The sequence below is a fragment of the Micromonospora sp. WMMD980 genome, assembly GCF_029626035.1.
Classification (GTDB): domain Bacteria; phylum Actinomycetota; class Actinomycetes; order Mycobacteriales; family Micromonosporaceae; genus Micromonospora.
The window spans coordinates 5,206,633-5,223,636 of the sequence record NZ_JARUBE010000003.1 but is presented as its reverse complement, the minus strand read 5'-3'; the positions used below and the strand labels follow the sequence as shown (position 1 = coordinate 5,223,636).

General features: G+C 70.6%; 18 protein-coding genes. 4 read left to right on the top strand and 14 right to left on the bottom strand.

What is annotated here, in order from left to right; translation table 11 throughout:
• Positions 1–216: 216 nt before the first annotated feature.
• From O7618_RS24565 to O7618_RS24500, 14 genes are all read right to left on the bottom strand, one after another.
• Positions 217–1,689 (bottom strand): tyrosine-type recombinase/integrase, encoded by a 1,473-nt coding sequence (locus tag O7618_RS24565; protein ID WP_278108483.1) that lies wholly within the window; start codon positions 1,687–1,689, stop codon positions 217–219.
• An 85-nt stretch (positions 1,690–1,774) separates the two neighbouring features.
• Entirely contained in the window at positions 1,775–2,071 is a 297-nt protein-coding gene (locus O7618_RS24560) for a helix-turn-helix domain-containing protein (RefSeq protein ID WP_278108482.1), read from the bottom strand.
• A gap of 380 nt (positions 2,072–2,451) precedes the next feature.
• Positions 2,452–3,201, bottom strand: coding sequence for a hypothetical protein (locus O7618_RS24555; protein WP_278108481.1), 750 nt, complete (start codon positions 3,199–3,201; stop codon positions 2,452–2,454).
• Positions 3,202–3,243: 42 nt separating this feature from the next.
• A complete protein-coding gene (locus O7618_RS24550; protein ID WP_278108480.1) occupies positions 3,244–3,483 on the bottom strand; it encodes a hypothetical protein in 240 nt (79 codons plus the stop codon).
• 25 nt (positions 3,484–3,508) lie between these two features.
• On the bottom strand, positions 3,509–3,751 hold the full coding sequence (locus tag O7618_RS24545) for a hypothetical protein (RefSeq protein WP_278108479.1): 243 nt from the start codon (positions 3,749–3,751) through the stop codon (positions 3,509–3,511).
• Between the two features lie 139 nt (positions 3,752–3,890).
• Positions 3,891–4,061 carry a hypothetical protein gene (locus tag O7618_RS24540; protein ID WP_278108478.1) on the bottom strand — a complete coding sequence of 57 codons (171 nt, stop codon included), beginning with the start codon at positions 4,059–4,061 and terminating at the stop codon, positions 3,891–3,893.
• Between the two features lie 126 nt (positions 4,062–4,187).
• Positions 4,188–4,640 carry an XF1762 family protein gene (locus O7618_RS24535; RefSeq protein WP_278108477.1) on the bottom strand — a complete coding sequence of 151 codons (453 nt, stop codon included), beginning with the start codon at positions 4,638–4,640 and terminating at the stop codon, positions 4,188–4,190.
• Positions 4,637–5,800, bottom strand: coding sequence for a site-specific DNA-methyltransferase (locus O7618_RS24530; RefSeq protein WP_278108475.1), 1,164 nt, complete (start codon positions 5,798–5,800; stop codon positions 4,637–4,639). Before O7618_RS24530 ends, O7618_RS24535 begins: the two co-directional genes overlap by 4 nt.
• Positions 5,797–6,195: a hypothetical protein gene (locus tag O7618_RS24525; RefSeq protein ID WP_278108474.1), complete on the bottom strand. Its 399-nt coding sequence runs from the start codon at positions 6,193–6,195 to the stop codon at positions 5,797–5,799. The genes O7618_RS24530 and O7618_RS24525 overlap by 4 nt, the downstream gene beginning before the upstream one ends.
• Positions 6,196–6,676: 481 nt before the next feature.
• Entirely contained in the window at positions 6,677–7,189 is a 513-nt protein-coding gene (locus tag O7618_RS24520; RefSeq protein WP_278110137.1) for a DNA cytosine methyltransferase, read from the bottom strand.
• A gap of 28 nt (positions 7,190–7,217) precedes the next feature.
• Positions 7,218–8,108, bottom strand: coding sequence for a hypothetical protein (locus O7618_RS24515; RefSeq protein ID WP_278108473.1), 891 nt, complete (start codon positions 8,106–8,108; stop codon positions 7,218–7,220).
• The gene (locus O7618_RS24510; protein ID WP_278110136.1) at positions 8,105–9,022 is read right to left on the bottom strand and encodes a DNA methyltransferase; all 918 of its coding nucleotides are present in this window, start codon (positions 9,020–9,022) and stop codon (positions 8,105–8,107) included. Before O7618_RS24510 ends, O7618_RS24515 begins: the two co-directional genes overlap by 4 nt.
• 40 nt (positions 9,023–9,062) lie before the next feature.
• Complete coding sequence (locus O7618_RS24505; RefSeq protein ID WP_278108472.1) at positions 9,063–9,923, bottom strand: hypothetical protein; 861 nt, start codon at positions 9,921–9,923, stop codon at positions 9,063–9,065.
• 355 nt (positions 9,924–10,278) lie between these two features.
• Complete coding sequence (locus O7618_RS24500) at positions 10,279–11,169, bottom strand: hypothetical protein (protein WP_278108471.1); 891 nt, start codon at positions 11,167–11,169, stop codon at positions 10,279–10,281.
• Between the two features lie 247 nt (positions 11,170–11,416).
• Between O7618_RS24500 and O7618_RS24495 the strand changes: the two genes are divergently transcribed.
• Genes O7618_RS24495 through O7618_RS24480 form a run of 4 tightly spaced genes read left to right on the top strand, consistent with a single transcriptional unit; the run spans position 11,417 to position 16,285 of the window.
• Positions 11,417–12,160, top strand: a complete 744-nt coding sequence (locus O7618_RS24495; protein ID WP_278105928.1) for a TnsA-like heteromeric transposase endonuclease subunit — start codon at positions 11,417–11,419, stop codon at positions 12,158–12,160.
• A gap of 59 nt (positions 12,161–12,219) precedes the next feature.
• Entirely contained in the window at positions 12,220–14,202 is a 1,983-nt protein-coding gene (locus tag O7618_RS24490) for a Mu transposase C-terminal domain-containing protein (protein WP_278105929.1), read from the top strand.
• Positions 14,199–15,254 (top strand): ATP-binding protein, encoded by a 1,056-nt coding sequence (locus O7618_RS24485; protein ID WP_278105930.1) that lies wholly within the window; start codon positions 14,199–14,201, stop codon positions 15,252–15,254. The genes O7618_RS24490 and O7618_RS24485 overlap by 4 nt, the downstream gene beginning before the upstream one ends.
• Positions 15,251–16,285: a hypothetical protein gene (locus O7618_RS24480; RefSeq protein ID WP_278105932.1), complete on the top strand. Its 1,035-nt coding sequence runs from the start codon at positions 15,251–15,253 to the stop codon at positions 16,283–16,285. Before O7618_RS24485 ends, O7618_RS24480 begins: the two co-directional genes overlap by 4 nt.
• The last annotated feature ends 719 nt before the right edge of the window (positions 16,286–17,004 follow it).

Below are 17,004 nucleotides of genomic sequence, written 5' to 3'. Positions count from 1 at the left end.
GATGAGGCGGGTGATCGTGGGTTGGCGGTAGGTATGGCCCAGCTTCCGCGAAGGTGGCGATCCGGATGCGGCCGGCCCTAGGGTGGCCGGCCGCATCCGACGCTGTCCTTGGTCAACCCAGTCTGGCCGCGTGGTGTGGTGCGGGCGGGCCCCGCCGTTAGATGTGCGGTGACCGTGTCGCGGAGCGGGATGTCCTGTCTGGGTTGGTCGTATCGGTCAGGCGGCCCGTGGGCGGCGGGGAACCAGCGCGGCGGCGGCTTCGGCTTTATCGCGTTCGACTTCGAGTTCGACGATGACGGAGGTGTAGGTGTCGCTGGTGATCGTGATGGTGGAGTGCCCGAGTAGTTCTTTGACGTCGGTGAGGTCGGCGCCGGAGGCTTTCAGGTAGGTCGCGGCGCAGTGCCGCAGGTCGTGCAGTCGGACCGGTGGCAGGCCGGCATCGCGTACCAGGCTGTCGAAGCGCTTGCTGACGGTGTCCGGGTGCCACTTCTCGCCGTTTGGCTGCACAAAGAAGAATCCGGTGTCCGGCCACTTGCTGCCCGAGACGAGCCGCCAGCGGGCTCGGCGGGCGAGGTAGGCGCGCCACGCGGCGGCGGTGAAGCTATCGAGCGCGAACGTGCGGTTGCCGGACTCGGACTTGACTTTCTTGTCGACCGCTTCGTAGCCGACGGTCGTGCGCTGCAGGTCGACGGTTACCAACGCGTCGTCCAGGTCGACGGTGGTGTCACGCAGGCCGAGTGCCTCGCCGCGGCGCATCCCTCGGTGCATGATGCCCACGAACACCGGATAGAGGGCGATGTCGTGATCTTGGGCGTAGTCGAGGAAGATGCCGGCTTGCTCGGGGGTCCACACCATGACGGGGCTGGGTTTTTCCCCGGTCTCGCGCCACCGTGCGACGGCTTTGGCGGTCCAGACGCGGGGTTTGGGTTGCTTTCCCGAGGGCAGTTCGACGTGCTTGGCTGGGTTGAAGCCGATGAGCCGGTTGTTGGACCGCGCCATCGCGTCGTTGAGTGCCTTGCGCAGGACGGCGCGGATGCGTTGCATGGTCGCCGGTCCGGTGGTCCGTACCCCTCGGACGGTTGCGCGGATCTGCGGGTCTTCGCTGTGCCGGGCGATCTCTATGGCTGTGTTGCGGTCGGTGATCGCGGTGAACATCGCTGAGATGTGTTCGACCCGTAGCTTCACCAGGGGGACCGCGCCGAGGTGCGGGATCAGGTGCACTCGGATCTGGCAGTCGTAGGCGCGCTTCGTGCTCGGCTCGATTCTGCGCCGCGATTCCAGCCACTGTCGCAGGTATTCGCCGACGGTCATGTCGACGCTGGCGGGAAGGCCGGCGTTGACCCGCTTGGTGATGGTGTCGCGGTCAGGCATCGGGGCTCCGGCTTTGACCTGCTGGAGGAGGTCGGCGATCTCGGTCGCGAGAGCGGTATCGTCGCCGGCGAGAGCCAGCAGAGCGATGGCCTGACTGCGGTCTCGCGCGGCGTCGTCGCGGCCGTCGAAGGTGTGGCGGCGGAGCGGGGACCGACGGGTCCCGTCGGTCCTTTTCGGCAGTTCGAGTTGGTATCCCCACTTGCCGTGGTGCGAGTTCCAATTGCCGCCGGCACGGCGGAGCTGCGGGCATCGTGTGCCGAGTTTCTTGCCGTTGAGGTCGCGGCAGGTGCAGATCTTGTGGATGGATCCTTCCGCCATGGTGCTGTGGCTCCTTGGGGGTTGTGGGGCAGCCGGTGGCTGCGGACTTCCGTACGGGTGATCGACGCGTGACTTCGGCGGTCGGTCAAGTCGCAGGCGGATCGGGCGGTTGGTCATCGCTCGCGGGTAGCTGCAGAGCGTGCAAGATCGCCGCGACCGGTACGCGGTACCGGCTGCCGAACCGCAGCACCGCGACCGGGAACCGGTCGTGCTTGGCGAGTTCATAGGCGGTGGCGCGGGACAGACCAAAGATTTGCGCCGCAGTGGCGATGTCGGTGATCAGCCCTAGGTCGTGGATCCGTTCGACGGTCCAGAGGGCGCCGTCGGGTCGCCTGCTTTCCGTGCTGGAGTGGTCGGCGCCGATGTGATCGGGCGTGGTCATGGCATGCTTCCTTTCAAGGACGAGGGGTGAAGCTCGCCGCCGACCTGAATTGGGCGGCTGCGGTGTGGCATGGTGCGCGGATGTGCGGTAGGCCCGCGTGGGTGATGGGCCTACCCATTGAGGCGGGTGGCGCCGAGATGGTTGGGCTGCTCGGGCCGGCACAGGGGTCGCGGCAGTTAATGGCAGGGTGGAGCTTCGGGTGACGCCGAGAATGCCGGGAATGCGTCCCCTTCACGGCCAGGATGCTCGGTGCGCCCTAGAGCGCGGGTGTCCGTGGCGCCCGCTCCGCGCGCCCGGCTTCGCGGGGGTCTGTCCGTGGGTCTGCGCTGTAGCCGGTGGCGGGCAGGACGGACAGGTTTCGGTGTGGCCGGCCGGGGTGGTTAGGTTGTCATCGCCAGGACGTGGTGGGTCATCTCGTCCCAGGCGACACCGAGTGCGGTGCATTGGTCGTCGAAGCAGAGTGCGAGAACCTGCCCGCCGGAGCCGTCGATGAAGGCGTAGCTGACCGCCGGTTGGCGCGCCGCCGCTGGGTGGGTCTCTATGACGAGGCTCCACCGGTCGCTGTGAAGTGCGACAGCAACGGGGTCGCCGCGCAGGTTCCGGCCTACCTGTAGAGCAGCGGGCGGTGGCGCGGCGACAAGTTGTACGGCCTCGTCGATGATCGTGGCTGCCTGGGGAATCTCGTCTACCGGTGCGGTCAGGACCAGCACTGGGAAGAAACCTGGGCGGTCGGCCCGGGCGGCGTTGGTCAGCCCGGCGGCGAGTTGACTCGCTGCCCGCCGTCGTTGTCGTTGGGCGACCGTCGTGGTGGCAAGGTGGGTCGTCGCCGGTCGTACGGTGACGACTGGCCAGGTGAGGTTGTCCTGCTGGCGCGGGTTGTGCGAGGCGCGACGCGCCGACGCACCGGTCGTCGGCGGCAGGCTGTCGGGTCGATAGGAGTCAGACACTTGTTCTCCTCGGTGAGCATCGATGGCGGTGGCGTGGCGTAGGCGCCACAGGCTGTTGACTCGGCCCATGTGCACCCACAAGCCGCGTCGGCGGGCCTGCCCGGCTAGATGCGCGGCGTCGGGGCCGAGCTTCCAGGCGGTGGTACCGCCGATGAACAAGGCGTCGATGGCGTGCCAGGGCACCGCGTGTGCCTTTAGGCCGTCTTCGGCGACGAGCGCTGCCGGTTAGCCGGCCGCGCGAATCTTGCCGAGCATCGGTTCGCTGCAGCGGAGCGTGGAGGCGGCGTCTGCGACGACATCGGGCGCGGACACGAACGCGCAGCGGTTGGCGCGGTCGGCCCGTCGGGACAGCCACCGCAGGTACGCGGCGTCTCCGGGGTAGCGGTCGGGGTTGAAGCATCCGTTGTCGGTGCACCAACCCAGCTCTGCATGCAGGACGTTTCCCGAGGAGGGGGCGGCGATCATCGCGGGGTGGCAGGCGTGGATGGCCTCACCGACACGAGGGCCGGGGGCGGTGGCGTAGTAGCGGACGAGTGGCGGCGACGGCGGCGAGGCTGGTGGCGCAGGCGACGGTCTTGACCCAGACCTGCCCGGGCATCGCGACCCATATCGGCAGTCCGGCGAGGGCGAGGAACGGCACGGAGTCGACGGGCGCGCCGACGCAGGTGGAGGCGAGGGCGGCCCACATCCAGCCGTAGGCGCGCAGCCGCTGGTAGACCAACAGGTCCGTCATCGAGGAACACGCAGGCTGAGGCCAGCGCGAGACAAGGGGAGGCGAGCTGCGCGCACAGAGCCGCTCCGGCGGCGATGCACAGCAGCGTGACCGCGCGGCCGGCGATCTGGTGGACCGCGTCGCGCAGCAGCAGGGTCAGTCAGGCGCTGGCGGTGCCGGCGGTCGCGGTGAAACCGAAACCTACGGGCACCAGACCGTAGCGGGCGGTCAGCAGGTTCGCGGTGACGATCGTGGCGATCGCCGCTCCCACGGCGGGACCACGCCGCGTCAGCAGGTGATGAGTGGAAATGGCAGAGATCAAGGATGACAACGGACGTTCCTTCGATGGTGGAGGTGGGGTTGCGTGGCAGCAGCGGGTGGGCGCCTCGTCGCAAACTCGACGGGCGCCCACCCCGGGTGGGCGCCCGTCGAGGCGTTGGGGCGGCTGGTGGCGAGGTCAGGGCGGCGGCTGCCAGCGGAGTCGGGCGATGTGGTCGACGCCGTGGTCGCTGCGGGGTCGGGCAGCGCGGGACCAGCCGGGCGTGGGCGGCCGGGCGGCGATGACACGCCACCCAGCCGCCCGCAGGCTGGCCCCGGACTCGCCCTGCTGGGTGTAGGTGACCAGGCGTCGGTAGCCGAGGGCTTTCGCGGCTCTCCAAGCGGCGCCGTAGAGCATGCTGCACCCGTTGGGAAAGCTGTCGGCGACGGCGACGCGGGTGACTTCGAGGGTGTGGCCGTCGTCGAGCATCCGCGCGACGGGCCGGCCGACCACCGCCACCCCGACGAGAACGTCGTCCTGGGCGATGCCGATCGAGAATTTGTGTCCTCGGGGCGGGCGGTGGTGGCGGTGCCAGTCGGTGATGAACTGGCCGGCCTGGGCGAAGGTGACCGGCACGAGGCGCAGACTCACCTCGTGTCCTGGGCCAGATACGGGCGGAGGCGGGTGATGGCCTCGCGGTGGAACTGCTCGGCGATGTCGATGCCGAGGTAGCGCCGGCCGAGGTGCATCGCGGCCAGGCCGGTGCTGGCGGCGCCGGAGAACGGGTCGAGGACCACGCCGCCGGCGGGGCAGCCGGCGGCGATCGCCCGTAGTGGTAGGTCGATGGGGAATGGGGCGATGTGGGAGCCGCGGTAGGGGCGGGTGGCGATGCGCCACACGTCCCCGGGGTTGCGGCCCCGGACGTGCGTGGCGGTGTGGGCGTGTCCGAGCGGTTTGAGGTTGCCCGCCGCGGCGCGCGGCTCGGTGGTGTCGGTGGCGGTGTACTTGCTGCCGTAGGCGGTGGCGCCTCGGCGGCGGGCGGTCGCGCCGATCCCACCGGTGGAGCCCTTGCGGGCACCGCCGATGACTCGGGATCCGTCGGCTGCCGTCGGGTGGATCAGGGGTATCCGGATGGGGTCGAGGTCGAAGAAGTAGGTGGGTGACGGGGTGAGCAGGAACAGCAGTTCGTAGGTGGTGGACAGGCGGTCACGGACGGACTCGGGCATCGGGTTGGTCTTGGACCAGATGATCGCGTTGCGCAGCCACCAGCCGTCGGCTTGTAATGCGAACGCGACCCGCCAGGGCACGCCGAGGAGGTTCTTGGACGCGATGCTGTCCTGCGCGCGGGGGCGTGGTGGGCGCCGGCCTCCGGGTTGTGGCCTGCCTGCTTGGGGTGCTCCGCCGGAGGCGCTGCTGTAGCTGTCGCCGAGGTTGAGCCAGCACGTGCTGGTAGGTATGAGCACGCGCCGCACCTGGCGGAATACGTCGACCAGTCGGTCGACGTATTCGTCGAGGGTGGGTTCGAGTCCGTACTGCGGGTCGGACCATCGGGCGGGGCATCGCCGGCAGGTTGCGCCATCTACCCGACGGCGGGCGTTGTGCGGGCAATCGGGGTTGCCGCCGCTCCAGCGGCCGGTGCCGTAGTCGCGTAGGCCCCAGAACGGCGGTGACGTGACGACGCAGTCCACGGACGCATCGGGCATCGTGGCCAGCACCCTCTGGGTGTCGCCGAGGTAGAGGGTGACCGGCCCTTCCTGGTGGTACTCGTAGCGGCGCAGGCCCTCGGCCGTACGGAATCGCTCTTCGGTCATGAGGGCACCTGCCAGCGGTGCGGGCACAGCAGCAGCCGCAGCGCGGCTGCGGCCTGTTGCGGGACGACGCCGTTGCCCAGGACCCGCAGCGCGCCGGTACGCGGCAACGCCAGTTCCGGTGCGGTCACCCAGTGCTGGTTGAGGCCCATGAGCCACTCCACGAACGGTGGGGCGAGCACGGGTTTGCCGTGTTGTCCGGCCTGGGTCGCGTCGGGGGCTGGGCGGCCGACGAGCAGTTCCCAGCGGGCGACGGCGGCGGCGTAGTCGCCCCACCGGTTGGTGTCGAGATCGCCGAGGCCTGCGACGGTGGTGCGCAGGTCCGCGCCGCCGTCGCCATGCCGGCCAGGCCCTCGGGCGTCGGACGCGCGCGGGGTCGGCAGGGTACGCGCGGGCACCCGCACCGCCGCCGAGGGCAGCGTGAGGTCGCCGTGCGAGCCGCGCTGCCCGGGGCAGCCTTTCGTTCCGTCGGTGGCGCGGGGCGTGGGTAGCAGAACCTGTGACAGCGGCGGCCGGAACCCGGCTCCCGCTTTGCGTCCGGGGGTGCCGGTGTCGCTGGCTCGCGGGGTGGGGAGCAGAAGGCGCGGCTCAGATGGCTTGCCTCCGGGGTGTGGTTGGTAGCCGCGGACGGCTGATTCGAGCGTCGGTCGCCAGGTGTCGCGGTTGGTTCCGCTCATGTAGCCGGTGCCGCCTCCCGCGGTTGGCGTGGGCAGTAGCTGCCGAGCGATGCCGGCCAGGCCCGGTCGGCGGGTCGCGCCGGCGGACAGCGATCTGTTGGACCCGCTTCCCGCTGCGGTGGGTGTGGGCAGGAGTCCGTGGGTGGAGCCGGACGGTTCGATCAGGTCGGGTAGGCCGTGTTGGTGGCCGGGTCCTTTGCCGTCACGGGCGCATGGTGTTGGCAGCGTCCGCACCCCCTCGAAGCTGGTCGGCGGGTACGGCGAGCAGGAACAGCCGGTCGCGGCGGTGGGCGGCGCCGATGTCGGATGCGCGTAGGCACGTCCAGCTCGTGTCGTACCCGATCGCGGCCAGGTCGGCTTCGACGACGTCGAATCCCCGCCGCAGGAGCGCGGCGACGTTTTCCACGAACACGAGCGGCGGTCGAAGCGCGCGAATGGCGTCGGCGACGGCGCTCCACAGGCTGGAGTGCTCTCCGGAGATCCCGGCGCGTTTGCCGGCGTTGGAGATGTCCTGGCAGGGGAATCCGGCGGTGAGGATGTCGATGGGCTCGACGCCGCTCCAGTCGACGGCGCGGATGTCGCCGAGGTTGGGCACGCCGGGCCGGTGGTGGGCGCAGACGGCGGCGGCGTGTCGGTCGGTTTCGGCGTACCAGGTGAGCTGGCCGCCGAGCACCAGCTCGACGGCCATGTCGAGGCCGCCGTAGCCGGTGCACAGTGATCCGATCCGGGGTGGGAGGTGCTGCTCAATGGCGCACCTCCGGTCCCGGCGTGGCCACCGCGTCGTTGCCCGCCTGCGTCGGCGGGTCGAGCTGCGGGCAGGTCCACGGCCCGCAGCCCGGCACGTCCGTTGCGGTCTCGGTGCGCGGGCGGAGGGTGACCTGGTCGAGGGGGACGCGCTGGCGGTGCAGGAAGAACTGGCCGCGCAGCGTCTGCCCGGCGGCGTTGGCACGCGCCGAGCCGTGTCGGATCGCGGCGTCGAACGCGATGGCGTCGTCCCACCCGGCTGGGTCGTCGCGGCGCAGCCGTGCCCATTCGGCGTCGGTGCGAAACGGGCATCCGACGCAGGCGCTGCGCGGGGTGTCCGCCAACCCGTGATCGGTGAGGTAGGCGAGGCAGTCCTTGCGCCGCCATCTGAGGTCGAGGAGGGGGAAGGTGTTGCGCATGTAGGCGACGTCGGAGTCACGGGCACGCCCGATCTCGTCGAGGCTGATCCCGATCGCCATCTCGGCGATCACACCGGCGGGAACTCGGGCGGGGTGTGGGTAGCCGAGGCGGCGCCGCACCTCCGCCTTGATCGGTTTGATCTTGTACTCGCCCGTGCATTGGCGCCGGGCCACCCCTCTTTCACCGTTGGGACCGAGGGTGAACAGCGGCATGCTGGCGAACCGGTGGGCCGGGTCGAGGGCGTCGCGGCGGATGTCGCCTGCCGCCACCCGCACGACCGGGATGCCTGCCCCGGCAGCGAGTTGCTCCAGGCGACGCAGGTGGGCGTAGACGGGAGCGGGTTCCCATCCGGTGTCGGCGAAGATCGCCGCGTCGAAGGTCGGGACCTGTCCGCGGGCTGCGAGCAGCAGCAGGGTGGAGCTCTGCACGCCGGCTCCGAGGCTCAGGTAGCGGTGGATGGGTGCGCTCACGCGATCACCCCGCCATCGCCGGGGTTCAGGATTTCTGAACCCGAGTGGTCCGGCGGCTGGCGGAAGATCAGCACGTCCTCGTGCGTGATCAGGTGCAGCGGGGTGCCTCGCGAGCGGGCCTTGCGGATTTGCTGCAGTTGGAAGAAGGACGGGCGGGCGATGAGTTGTCCGTCGCGGACCGCCGCGAGCAGCGCGACGCACCGCTCGGTGGGGGTCAGGCCGGCGCGGATGCCGGCGGCGATGACGGCCGAGGGTAGGTCGATCAACTGTCCCTGTTTGCGCCACGGTCGGGCGGTGACCACGACGGTGCCGCCGGGTCGCAGCAGCGTGGCGCAGCCGCGCAGGATCTGCTCGAAGCCGTCGGTGAGTCCGGTGAGGTCGCGGTAGGCGAGGTTGCCGCGGTCGGCGCCGTCGTTGTAGGCGTTGTCGAACTTGCCCACCCCGTGCTCGCCGGGTCGGACCAGGCCGTGCACGGTCGGCCCGTACGGCGGGGAGGTGACCACCAGCGTGACCTGGCCGGTGAGGGCGGCGGGCAGGAGCGCGGACAGGCGGGTGGCGTCGCCGCGGATGACCGATGCGCGGCCGGTGGCGCCGTGGTGGTGGGCGTGGGTGATGTTGGCGTCGGCGATGTTGGACCAGCGCGGCTCGTACTCGACGCCGATGGCGTCGCGGCCGGCGTGGATGGCCTCGACGAGGGTGGTGCCGATCCCGCACATCGGGTCCAGGACGAGGTCCCCGGGCTGGGTGTAGGCGTGCACCGCGTGCGCGGCGATTGCCGGGAGCATCCGCGCGGGGTGCTTGACCGACTCGGGCACGTAGCGGCCTCGTCGCTGCACCGGTCCGGTGCGCTGCGCGGTCGCCCACACCGACAGCCCTTCCGGCGGTGTGGGGTGGCTCTGCCGGTCCTGCGGCACGCCGTCGGGGTCCGGCTGGTCCGGGTCGCGGGTGGGGTGGTCAGTCACGCTGTTCACCTCCGTCGCGGCGACGTGCGCCCGGTACGGGGGAGAACACGAGCAGGTCCGCGTGGACCCGCAGGTGCGCCAACCACCGCGGGTGGGTGAGGGTGAGCAGTTCCTCGTCGGTGGCGTAGTAGGCGAACTGGTCGCTGTCGGTGTCGGCGGTGACGGCGACGATGTGCTGCAGGTAGCCCAGCCCGGCCTGGGCGGCGGCGGTGGCGACGGGGCTGAAGTCTTCCGGAGCGGGCGTCGTGGTGGGGCCGGTGACGACGAGGACGAGGCAGCCGCCGGGGCGCAGCAGCCGCGCGCAGACGGTCAGGAGCCATGCCAGGCGGACCCGGTTGACCGCGTCGTCGTGGTCCAGCGGCCAGGTCGCCACGACCAGGCTCGTCCTCCCCGCCACGGACGTGCGTCCCGCCTCGACGAGGTCGGTGGGCGGGGCGTCGGTGAGGTCGTCACCGAACCACGCGGCGATGTCGGGCACCGCGTCGCCGTCGTCGTCGACCGCGGCGGGGTCGCGGGGGGCGGTTGGGGTGACCGGTCCGATGATCACGCTCGACACCTCGGTGAACCAGGCCGGGTGGTGGCGGCGCCCTCCGGCCGCGCTGACGTCGGTGAGTGCGTGGTCGGTGGTGAGGTCGACGACGGCCTCACCGGGACGGGTGTAGGCGGCCACGAGCCGGTAGGCCAGTCGTGCGCCGACGCTGCGGCCGGTGTCGGTCGGGTCCTCGGCGGTGCGCCACACGGTGACCGGTACCGGCGGTTCGCCGGCGACTACGTCGATCAGGGTCGGGTCGGCCACGGGCGGGCCGAGCGGGTGGACGGGGACGGTGTGGTGCTGCGGCGTGTGCTCGCTCATCAGGTGTCGGCTCCGCGCCGCGCATGCAGTGCGCTGACTCTTATAAAGCCGCGTTTGTGTGCTCCAGCGAACGCCTGACCCGCTCACCGCGACTCACACGCACTCACCGCCACCGCCGACAGTTCACCCGCCACCGCATCCGACCTGCGGGTACGCGCTCACAGCGTCCGCCCGACGGCGGGAGGCTCCAGTCGCGTGCGAGGTGTCGCGGCTCGCTGATGCCCGGCAAGGATCGCGGCTGCGGGCCGCCCCCTCGCGCCGCCCGCCGGTCGGGCTTTGGCGGGGTGGCGGAGCGGCAGCGGCGCCCGCACCGGACTGGCCGGTGCGGGCGCCATCGGGCGCTACCATGGCGCGCTCAGGCGGCGGCTGCCCCCTGCCCGGCAGCCCCGCTCGTCGGGCGGCCCGGGTTGCGGCGGTGCTGCCGGGCCGCGCGCAGGTTCGCGCGCCGGCTGGCCTGCGCGGCGAGGTTCTGGGCTGCTTGCGGGGATGCCACGCCGGTGAGCACGCCGCTGGCGAGGGCCTCGGCGATGCGGGTGTCGATGCGACCGTGCCGCATCCGCATCGCCGCAGCGGTAATACCCAGACCAGCGGCAACCTTCTCGACCGATTTGCGGCCCAGGCGCACCTCAATCCACGGGAATTCGTCCTCGGCGTCGATCACCCCAAGCCGCACCGCCCGGTTGACCAGCACGTCCGGATGCCCGTAGGGCATCCGCGGTGTGCGCGGGCCGGTGACGTGCTCGACGTCGTCGACCGTGGTGTACTCCGAGGCCTGCTGGCGCAGCGTGAACCCGGCCCGCCACCCGAACCGGCACAACGCCGCGTAGGGAGCAGGTTGGGCGAGGTCCACCCGGTCGCGTAGCGCGGCCAGGAATCCCGCGAGGATCTCCGCCTCGAGGTCGTCGAGGTCACCGCCGTAGCTGGCGGCGAGCTGGCGGGTGTAGCGGCGCAGCACGGGCATCGCCATGCCGACCGCGGCGATGACCCACTCGGGACCGTCCAGGCGGGCCTGGCGGATGAGCTCCGCCCACACGGCGTCGCGTGCCTGCACGTCGCGCGGGTGCTCCAGCAGCCAATCCCGCACCTGCGTCAGCGGTAGCACACCCGCCGGCACGTTGAGGTCGCCGTCGGGATTGACCAGGTCGCAGTCGATGGTCAGCGGGTCGGGGTCGCCGGTCAGCGCCTCGAACGCCACCTGAGCGGCGTTCAACGGCGAGTCCGGCCAATCGGTAGGGGTCGCGGTCATGACGAGGTACTCCTCACGAGTCGGTGACCGCCGCCGCTTTCGGCGACGGCGAGGCACCCATTAGCCCCCCGACCGCTCACACCGGCTCACACCGCAGCTCAGCCCCCGAATACCCCCTGCGCAGGTGTCCGTTGCCAGCGAAGTTGAACTCCTTGCCATCGAATCTGGTTCGGATGGATTTTCTGCCACTACAGTTGGCCCACCCCGGTGATCGAGTCTGGAGTGGATGGTGGGATTGGCTCGGTCTGTGGCGGTGGAGCCCGGCCAGCAGGAGGTGGTGCTGGAGTTCGTCGGTGCCGCCGGGCGGCAGCGTGAGCCGTTGCTGGCGTGCCGGGCGATGGCGTTCGAGGACGTTGAGCCGGTGCGGCGTTTCCGCTGGTCGAGGGGTCGGCGGGATTTCGCCGGGTGGTGGTGGTCGGCCACGACGGGCCGGCACGTGGGCTACGAGTCCTGGCTCGAACGTGACCATGTGATGTTGCTGGACTTCGACCAGGAGGTGGTGGGTGTCGCGTCGCAGCCGTTCTGGTTGCACTGGTCGGACGGGACGCGGTCGCGTCGGCACGCGCCCGACTACTTCGCGCGGAGCGTGGACGGGACCGGCGTGGTGATCGATGTGCGGCCGGACGAGCGAGTCGCACCTGCTGACGAAGAGGCGTTCGCCGTGACGGCGTGGGCTTGCGCGCAGGTGGGGTGGGAGTTCCGCCGGGTTGGGGTGCTACCTGGTGTGTTGCTGAGTAACGTGCGGTGGTTGTCGCGGTATCGGCATCCCCGGTGCGGCCAGGACATCGATCTGGCGGACCGGTTGGGTGAGGTGTGTCAGCGGCCGAGGCCGTTGTTCGAGGCCGCCGCGGAGGTCGGTGACCGGCTCGCGGTGCTGCCGGTGCTGTTCCACCTGCTGTGGTGGCGGGTGCTTCGGGTTGATCTGGAGATCGAGTTGTTGCATCCGGGCAGCCTGGTGAGCGTCGCCGCCCAGGGCGGGGCCCTGCGGTGACCGGGCGGGGAAGGTTGGGGCCTGGTGATCGGGTCCGGGTCGACGGGGCGGTGTTGACGGTGGTCGGTGTCGCGGGGCCGGCGGTCCGGCTGGCCGATGCGATGGGCGTGGTCAGCACGGTGCCGTTGGCGGTGTTGCAGGCGTCACCGGGTTTCGCCGTGGTCGGCGCGGGAGCGCCGGCGGTGGTGCCGGCGGCTGGCCAGTTGGAGGATGTCCCGGCTGCCGTGCTCGAGCAGGCGCTCTGGTGGGAGCAGCACATTCTGGAAGTGCTGCATGGCCGCCGTCGTGACGGTGACGTCGGCGAGGGGCCGCGTCCGGAGTATGACCCGGTGGTGCAGTCGCTGGCCCGCAGGGAGCGGGCGAAGGTGGCCGAGCTGAACGCCGCTGGTTGCCCGGCGGCGATTAGTACGGTGCGTCGGTATCGGCTGCGTTATCAGGCGCAGGGGTTGTTCGGGCTGGTTGATCAGCGGGCGGCGCGGCGCACGCCGGTGTTCGGGCGGGTGGACGAGGCGGTGGTGGAAGCGATGCGCGCGGCGATCGCCGAGACCACGGACGCGTCCTCACGCACGGCCGGTTTCGTGCTCTGGCGCACCGAGCAGCTGCTCGCCGCCCGCGGTGATGCGGTGGTGGTGCCGTCGCAGCGCACGCTCTACCGGCTGTTCGACAAGCTCGCCGCGGGCAAGCACGTGACCGGGGCTGCGCGCACCCGCCGGTCGTTGGCCAACCGCCCGGACGGGCCGTTCGGGCAGGTGACGGTTTCCGCACCGGGTGAGCTGATGCAGATCGACTCGACCCCACTGGACGTGCTGGTCCTGCTCGATGACGGGGTGGTCGGCCGGGTGGAGCTGACCGGCATGATCGATGTCGCGACCCGCACGGTCACCGCCGCGGTGTTGCGTCCGACGACGAAGGCGGTGGACGCGTCGGTGCTGCTGGCGCGCACGGTGACGCCCGAGCCGATGCGTCCGGGGTGGGTCGACGCGCTGCGGATGTCCCGTTCGGTGCTGCCGCACCAGCGGCTGCTGAGCATCGATGAGCGGCTGGAACACGCCGCTGCCCGTCCGGTGATCGTTCCGGAGACGATCGTGTGTGATCACGGCAAGGTGTTCGTGTCGCACAACTTCCGGGCGTCCTGCCGGTTCCTGGGGATCAACTTCCAGCCGGCGCATAAGGCAACGCCGACCGACAAACCCCACATCGAGCGGATGCTGGCGTCGGTCGCGACCGGGTTCACGCAGTTCGTCGCCGGTTACACGGGCGCGAACGCCGAACGTCGCGGACGCAAGGTCGAGGACGGACCGTTGTGGTCGCTGCTTGAGCTGCAGGAACTACTCGACGAGTGGATCGTCGCGGCATGGCAGAACCGGCCGCATGACGGCCTGCGGGATCCGGTCAGCCCGGGGCGGGCGTTCACCCCGAACGAGAAGTACGCGGCGCTGATCGAAGCGGCCGGCTACGTCCCGGTGGCGCTGTCCGGCGCCGACTACATCGAGCTGCTACCGGCCCGCTGGCAGGCGATCAACGCCTACGGCATCCGAATCAACTACCGCACCTACGACGCCGAGGCGCTCAACCCGCTGCGCGGGCAGCCCTCCGGGGTGACGGCCAAGAACGACCGGTGGGAGATTCACTACGACCCTTACGACGTGTCCCGGGTCTGGGTGCGTGACCCGGCCGGCGGCTGGATCCGGGCGGGCTGGAAACACCTGGACAGGGTCATCAGTCCGTTCGGGGAACTCGCCTGGGACCACGTCCGCAAGGGCCTGCCGGAGGCCACCGAGGCCGAGCTCGCCGACGCGGTCAACGCCCTGCTGCAACGCGCGCATCGCGGACCGCCTGAGTCTTCCGCTGCTGCCGCGCCCTCGCGGCGAGACAGGCGGGTCGTCGCCCGCACCCGCGCCGCGACCCCTGCCGTCCCTCTGCCGTCGCCGCCCTTCGACGGCGCTCAGGACGAGGCGGACGGCGAGGACACCGGCCCGATCGCCCCGGTGATCCCGCTGGGAGTGTTCGACGCTCACGAGGAAGCGAAGAAACGCTGGTGACCGCCCGGCCCCAAAACTCCGACGACGGCACGCACCGGCAGCTGACCACCCTGGCCGGCTGGCGGGCGTTCGTGCAGGAGGCCCCGGTCGCGTCGAAGTTGCTCCCTGAGCGGGACTGGAACCAGCTGTCCGACCACGATCGCCTGACTTACGACGAGCGGCGCCTGAACTATCACGCCTACCTGCTGGTGGTGGCCACACCCACGATCCGGCAGGTCATCACCGAGGGACGCCGCCTTACCTACCTCAACCGCAACGCCCACTCCGGCCGCAGCGGACTGATCCTGTCCGGGGCCGCCCGCACCGGCAAGACCACCGCCCTGACGCAACTGGGCAAAACCCTCGACGTCATCCACCGGGGACGCCGCCCTGAATCCGCCGGTGACATTCCGACCGTCTACATCACCGTCCCACCGGCCGCGACGGCGAAGATGATCGCGATCGAGTTCGCCCGGTTCCTCGGCCTGCCCACGGCCCCACGAGCGAACATCACCGACATCATCGAGGCCGTCTGCGGGGTCTGCATCGACGCGCGCACCGCTCTGATGGCCGTCGACGAGATACACAACCTCGCCCTGGCCACCCGCACCGGCGCCGAGGCCTCCGACATGCTCAAGTACTTCTCCGAACGCATCCCCGCCACATTCGTCTACGCCGGCATCGACGTCGAACGCGCCGGTCTGCTGGCCGGCACCCGCGGCGAGCAGATCGCCGGACGCTTCAGCATGATCCGCACCGAGGCGTTCGCACCCGGCGAGCACTGGACCGGGCTCATCGCCGTCCTGGAAGACAGCCTCCGCCTGCACCGCCACCACCCCGACACCCTCACCGGCCTGGGCGACTACCTGCACCAACGCACAAGCGGCATGATCGGCAGCCTGCTGAGGCTCATCCGCGGCGCCGCGGTCCAAGCCGTCCTCGACGGCACCGAACGCATCACCCGCCGCAGCCTGGACTCCATCCAGATCGACATCGCCGCGCAGACCGCCGCCAGCAGGGCCACCCGCAGACCCCGCCAGCCCGCGAGCAGGCAAACCGCCCCGATCCCATGAGCCGCGACACCACGCCCGACCGTCCGCAGCGGCTACCCCGGCACGTTGCGCTGAGCCCAGGGGAAAGCCCAGAGTCGTTCCTGCGGCGTCTAGCCACCGCCAACCACCTGCGCCCCAGCTACCTGCGCACCTATCTCAGTTCCACGCCGGGAACCGTTGGTGGTCTCCAGGTCTCACGCCTGGCGGCCGTGACAGGCCGCACGACCGACGAGCTCACCCGGGTGATGCCCGCCCTCCGACCGGCAGCGCCCGGCCCCCCACTGCGCACACCGCGGCCAACCGACGCGACGCCCGTCACGCGGGAACCCCACGATCCGGCGGGCCTGCCCTCGGCCCTGCGCCGCGCAGCCGGCGCAGACGAAACCGTCAACCGACTGAGCAGGCAATTCGCGGTCCCGCGACGCACGATCATCCGAGCGCTAACGAACCAGACCGGGCCCCGCCACCACAACCGCAGCCCATGGAACAACCCCGTGCTGAACCACGTCGCCGGCCACCTCGACCACCTCATCGCCCAGAACCCGACGGCGACGATCTGGTCGATCTGGCAGCAGCTGCAAGCCGAGCAGGCCCTGACGGTCTCCTACTGGACCGTCCGCAACTACGTCAACCGCGCCCGCGCTGACCCCGCCGACACCGCATCCGCCCAATTCCTACTCAGCAGAGCCGAACTGTTCACCGCGATTCGCGCACACGCAGCCGGCCACGACCTCATCACCGCACTGGCCAGCCAGTTCCTCACCGACCCCGCAGTCGTCGAGCAAGCCCTCACCGGCCGGGCACCGGAACCAGCCACACCAAAAGCGCAGAGCACCTACAGCAACCCCATCCTGGATCGGCTCCGCCCCCACATCGACCAGATGATCACCACCGAACCAGACATCACGATCGTGTCCATCTGGCAGCGCCTCGTCGACGACCACCACGCCGAGACCTCGTATCACACCGTCCGTGACTACGTCTCCCGCGAACACCGCCAGCACTCCATCGGCAGCCGAACCCGTCAACGACCGAACCCGAACGCTCCCTAACCCGGTCGCAGCGCGACGGCCAACACCACGATCAGGTTCAGATTCGGTGGCACAGATCTCAAGCCCGACGGCCACATCTGAGCACGCGAACCAACTTCTTTGCCATCGAAGATGAACCGTCCCTGGTCACGACGACCAACACGGTTCAACTTCGCTGTCAACGGACAGCAGGCTTCGACCGAAAGGCGCGGCTCGCTACCGCCGACCGACGGTCACGACACGGCCCTCGACGACCTCGACAGAGCATCTGAGCAGGGATGTGAGCGCCACGCCGTCGCTGGTTGTGTCCGCTGCGCGCAAGCCGCCACCCCTGGGCCGCCGTCCGTTGCCGCGCCACTCACCGACACTCACACCGACTCACAATGACTCACGCGCGACCGCACGTCGCGCACAGCGGCCGGCGTCGAGCGCGTCGGCGGCCACCCACGATCCGCGTGCGCCCAGCCGCCTCGCCCGCTGCCGACGTATGTCGACGGCTGCGCCCTGATAAGGACCATGAGGGGCACGCGGGGCAGCCGGGAATGGTTCGCGTCACCGGCAGCCGATCGACCAGCGCACCGCCCGCCTCGCCGCGCCGAGCGACATCACGACCAGACAGCCGCCTGAGCGGGCTGCCTCCCGCCGATGGCGCTCAGCTCGCCGCGGTCGCACCCGCCGTAGATCCCGCCGCCAGTCGGCAAGCCACGTCCGTGACCCGATGTCCATGTCAGCGAGACACG

What these genes read in the sequence shown, in the direction of transcription:
- O7618_RS24480 (WP_278105932.1), top strand. Translation starts at nt 15,251, where the DNA reads ATGAGCCGCGACACCACGCCCGACCGTCCGCAGCGGCTACCCCGGCAC.
- O7618_RS24500 (WP_278108471.1), bottom strand. Translation starts at nt 11,169, where the DNA reads ATGACCGCGACCCCTACCGATTGGCCGGACTCGCCGTTGAACGCCGCT.
- O7618_RS24545 (WP_278108479.1), bottom strand. Translation starts at nt 3,751, where the DNA reads ATGACGGACCTGTTGGTCTACCAGCGGCTGCGCGCCTACGGCTGGATG.
- O7618_RS24550 (WP_278108480.1), bottom strand. Translation starts at nt 3,483, where the DNA reads ATGATCGCCGCCCCCTCCTCGGGAAACGTCCTGCATGCAGAGCTGGGT.
- O7618_RS24530 (WP_278108475.1), bottom strand. Translation starts at nt 5,800, where the DNA reads ATGACCGAAGAGCGATTCCGTACGGCCGAGGGCCTGCGCCGCTACGAG.
- O7618_RS24560 (WP_278108482.1), bottom strand. Translation starts at nt 2,071, where the DNA reads ATGACCACGCCCGATCACATCGGCGCCGACCACTCCAGCACGGAAAGC.
- O7618_RS24565 (WP_278108483.1), bottom strand. Translation starts at nt 1,689, where the DNA reads ATGGCGGAAGGATCCATCCACAAGATCTGCACCTGCCGCGACCTCAAC.
- O7618_RS24505 (WP_278108472.1), bottom strand. Translation starts at nt 9,923, where the DNA reads ATGAGCGAGCACACGCCGCAGCACCACACCGTCCCCGTCCACCCGCTC.